The organism is Patulibacter sp. NPDC049589 (assembly GCF_040675535.1).
In the GTDB taxonomy this organism is placed as follows: domain Bacteria; phylum Actinomycetota; class Thermoleophilia; order Solirubrobacterales; family Solirubrobacteraceae; genus Patulibacter.
The window spans coordinates 1-3,886 of the sequence record NZ_JBFAPC010000285.1 but is presented as its reverse complement, the minus strand read 5'-3'; the positions used below and the strand labels follow the sequence as shown (position 1 = coordinate 3,886).

General features: G+C 77.5%; 4 protein-coding genes and 1 tRNA gene. 1 reads left to right on the top strand and 4 read right to left on the bottom strand.

Annotated elements, in window-relative coordinates:
* Positions 1-139 precede the first annotated feature (139 nt).
* The 3 genes from AB0L40_RS27105 to AB0L40_RS27095 form a co-directional block, all read right to left on the bottom strand.
* Entirely contained in the window at positions 140-1,087 is a 948-nt protein-coding gene (locus AB0L40_RS27105) for an alpha/beta hydrolase (RefSeq protein WP_364361809.1), read from the bottom strand.
* A 102-nt stretch (positions 1,088-1,189) separates the two neighbouring features.
* The gene (locus AB0L40_RS27100; protein ID WP_364361807.1) at positions 1,190-1,921 is read right to left on the bottom strand and encodes a VTT domain-containing protein; all 732 of its coding nucleotides are present in this window, start codon (positions 1,919-1,921) and stop codon (positions 1,190-1,192) included.
* 102 nt (positions 1,922-2,023) lie between these two features.
* Positions 2,024-2,097 (bottom strand) — tRNA-Val (locus tag AB0L40_RS27095).
* A 108-nt stretch (positions 2,098-2,205) separates the two neighbouring features.
* On the opposite strand from AB0L40_RS27095, the gene AB0L40_RS27090 reads away from it, so the two are divergent.
* Entirely contained in the window at positions 2,206-2,538 is a 333-nt protein-coding gene (locus tag AB0L40_RS27090; protein ID WP_364361805.1) for a hypothetical protein, read from the top strand.
* 322 nt (positions 2,539-2,860) lie between these two features.
* Here the strand turns inward: AB0L40_RS27090 and AB0L40_RS27085 are convergent, their stop codons facing one another.
* On the bottom strand, positions 2,861-3,538 hold the full coding sequence (locus tag AB0L40_RS27085; protein WP_364361803.1) for a hypothetical protein: 678 nt from the start codon (positions 3,536-3,538) through the stop codon (positions 2,861-2,863).
* Positions 3,539-3,886: the final 348 nt, after the last annotated feature.

Sequence of the window (3,886 nt, the reverse complement as noted above, 5' to 3'; positions counted from 1 at the left end):
CGGCGCTCCGCGGCCGGCCGGTCAGGCCGCGCCGGGTCCTCCTGCGCGGGCCGGCCGGGGGCAAGGGCGGGGGCATGCCGGGGGCAGAGGCGGGGGCATGCCGCCACCGAGCGTGCGGCCCCGGCCCCGAACCCGAGCCTCAGGCCAGCAGGTCCTTCAGGGCCCCCAGCGCCGCGTCGCGGGCCTCGCGCGACGCCGGGCTCAGCGGCGCCATCGCGAGCCAGCCGTGGATCAGCGACGGGTTCTGCAGGTGGCGGACCGTGACGCCCGCCGCGGCCAGCGCCGCCGCGTAGGCGTCGCCGTCGTCGCGCAGGGGGTCGAACCCGGCCGTCGCGACGACCGCGGGGGCGAGGCCCTCGAGGTTCCCGGACGCGGGGGAGGCGCGGACGTCCGCCAGCCCGGCCGCGATGTCCTGGTCGCCGGCGTAGGCCTGCTCGAACCACGTCATGTCGGCGGCGGTGAGGAAGTACCCCTTGCCGTTCTCCTCGTGCGACGGGTACCTCGTGGCCGGGTCCGTCACCGGGTAGATCAGGAGCTGCGCGGCGAGCGGCAGCCCCGCGTCCCGACGGGCCTGCGCGACGACGGCCGCCAGGTTGCCGCCCGCGGAGTCGCCGCCGACCGCGAGGCGGTCGGCTCGGCCGCCGAGCTCCGCGACGTGCTCCCCGGCCCACGCGGTCGCCGCCAGCGCGTCGTCGACGGCGGCCGGGAACGGGTGCTCGGGCGCCAGGCGGTAGTCGACGCTGACGACCACCGCGTCGAGGGCGGCGACGATCGCGCGGACCTGGCCGTCGTAGCTCGCCGCGTCGCCCAGCGCGAAGCCGCCGCCGTGGAGGAAGACGAGCGTCGCGCGCGGGCCGTCGCCGTCGGGGCGGTAGACGCGGGCCGGGATCGGGCCGGCGTCGGACGGGATCTCGATCTGCTCGGGGTCCAGGACGCCCGTGGGCAGCTCGGCGAACGCGAGGCCGCCGAGCATCTGCGCCATCAGGGCGCGGGCCCCGGCGACGTCGCCACCGGCCATCAGGCCGCCGTCGGCCCCGTTGGCCTGCATCTGATCGAGGAGGGCGGCGATCGGCGGGTCGAGCGGCATGGCGCGATCCTACCGGTGGTCGCGACCGCGATCGAGACGACCCCGCGACGGCGAGGCACGTTGATCGTGCACGGTCCGTCCGAACCCTGGGCGCCCGCTCGCCTAGGCGTCGGGGACCGATGGGCCGGTCGCCGGTCCGGCGCCTGCAGGCGGGCTGGCGTCGATCGTCGGCTGGGCCGCGAGCCGCTCGCGCTCGCGCCGCAGGACCAGCCACGCCAGGACCAGTCCGAGGACCCCGGTCGCGACGTTCAGGGCGACCGCGAAGAGCGCGTGCGGGCCGGTGAGGTCGTCGGCGTTCGCGCCCAGCAGCGCATAGGAGAACGCCCGTGGCCCCGACGCGACGAGCGTGCCGAGCGCGACGTCGCGGGTGCGGACGCCCGCGAGCCCGAAGGCGTGCGAGAACGGTCCGTCGGGGACCGCCGGCAGCAGGCGCTGGACGACGACGGCCGAGAACCCGCGCCGCTGCGCGAACGCGGTGATCGCGAGGAGGCGCTCCCCCGACAGGTCGTCGAGCGAGGTGCCGCCCGCGCGGGCCGACGCGCCGCGCGCCAGCACGGCGGTGAGGACCGCGGCGGGCAACGAGACGAGGGCTCCCGCGACCGCCCCGAACAGCAGGCCGGCGGCCGCCGACAGCGCCGCGCCCGGCACGAGGACCGCTCCGAGGACGCCGGCGATGAGGACGTACGCGATCGGCGCGGCGACGCCGGCCGGATCGATCCACGTCCGGATCCGCTCCTGGTCGAGGACGCCGCCCACGGCGAAGACCGCGAACAGGACCACGAGTCCGACGGACAGGCCGCCGAGGCGCAGGGCGGCGGCGCGGCGCGGCGTCATCGCGCCACATGATGCCGGGCACGCGGACCGCGACGGGCCGGGGCTCCGCCGGGCGCCGCGCGGCCCCGGGGACCGGGGTCGGCGGGCCGCTGATCGCGGCGATGGGCGCGGCCCGATTCGAACGGGCGACCTCCCGGGTGTAAACCGGATGCTCTGACCAGCTGAGCTACGCGCCCGGAGGCTGGTTGAGGGTACCGCGGGTCCGCGCGTGGGGGCCGGCTCCGCCGGCCGTCCGCCGGCGACTCGGCCGCACGGACGACACGCGCTACGCTGAATGTTCGCCCATGTCGGATACGTCGAAGATCGCCAAGAACCTCCAGGCCTTCCAGATGGCCGTGAACTCGCACGACCGCGAGAACCCGACCCACAACGCCTACGGGATCGGTCTGTCCGCGTTCGACATGGACCGCCTCGGCCTCGACGAGGGCGAGCGGATCCTCCCCGGCATCACGATCCACTGCGACGCCGGCGTGTCCGGCAACTTCCGCGTGCTCTGCGACGGCGACCACGACGAGGACCTCGAGGAGTCCGAGGTCGTCGAGGCCGTCAGCGTCCGCTCCGGTGGCCGCGGCGCGGACGACGGCCTGGACTCGATCCCGCCCCCCTCGGAGTGGTGAGCCGGCCCGCGGCGGTCGCCGCGGGCTGACTGACGGCCCGGACGCCGGCTGCTCCGGCTCGTGGCGGCCGCGCCGCGGGCCGGTCGGCGACCGCCGGGTACCAGGGTCAGCCGTCCTGAGGTCGCCGTCGAGGGCGAGGGGACGGCGAGGGTCGCTCGCGACTGCGCCCGGGTGTTCCCGACGCGCGGCGGGGGGGACGGCACGACGCGTGGGCGTGGCGACTGCGCCCGGTTCGGCGGGGCACCGCCGCCCGTCGGAGACGAGCGTCCAGCGGGCACGGGCCCGGGCGGGCCGACGTGCGGCCGCCCGGGTGCCGGTCGTCCTAGGAGTCCTGCTGCTCGCCCTCGGGCGCGGCGTCCTCGGTCTTGCCCTCGGCCTGCGCCAGCGCGGCGCGGAGCTTCGCGCCCAGCTCGCCGCCGATGCCGGACTCGCCGACGGAGAAGACGCCGCCCGGGATCGGGGGCTCGCGTCGCTCGCGACGACCGCCGCGGTCGCCGAAGCCACCGGGACCGCCGCGGCCTGGGCCACCCGGGCCGCCGGGTCCGCCCGGACGGGCGGCGGGACGCCGGGGTGCCGCAGCGGAGCTGACGTCCTGCGGGCGGGCGAGCGACAGGAGGGCCCAGGCGGCCTTCTGGTCCTCGCCGCCGGTGACGGTGACGTCGACGCGGCGGGCGCGCTCGGCGTAGACCTGCTGCGCGGGGCGGTCGCCCTGCAGCGCGGTGTTGACGCGGGCGATGCCCAGGAGCTCGATGGCGGCCTTGACCTGCTCGCGCTGGTCCTGCGTGCCGCTGACCGAGCGGCGGGCGATCGAGACGATGTCGCGGGCGCGGACGGCGGCGAGGACGATCCAGGCGGCCTGGTCGTCGGTCTCCGGGGCCGCCCCGTAGGCGCGACGGCCGAACTCGCGGCCCGACGAGCCCTCGCCGGCGAGGATGTCGGCGACGTCGAAGCGGCCGGCCGTGTCGACGGCCCAGGTGATGGCCTCCGGGTCCGGGTCCATCGCACGCAGCAGCTCGAGCCGCTGGCGCAGGAAGACCTCGTCCCACGCGAACCGGCGCTTGCCGCCCGGCCCGCCGGCCCCGCCACCGCGGCCGGAGCGCTTGCCGCGCGAGCGGCGGCGCTTCTTCTTCGGCTCGCCGTCCTGGCCCTCGGCGGAGGCCTGACCCTCGGCGGGCGCGGCCGCGTCGGCCGGCGCGTCGCCCTCGGCGGTCGCGCTGCCCTCGGTCGTCGCACCCTCGGCAGCAGCACCCTCGGCCGGCGTGGCGTCGCCGCTCGGCTACGACCTCACGCGCGTCGGCCGCTACAAGCTCAACTCGCGGCTGAACCTCGACATCGACCTCGAGACCCG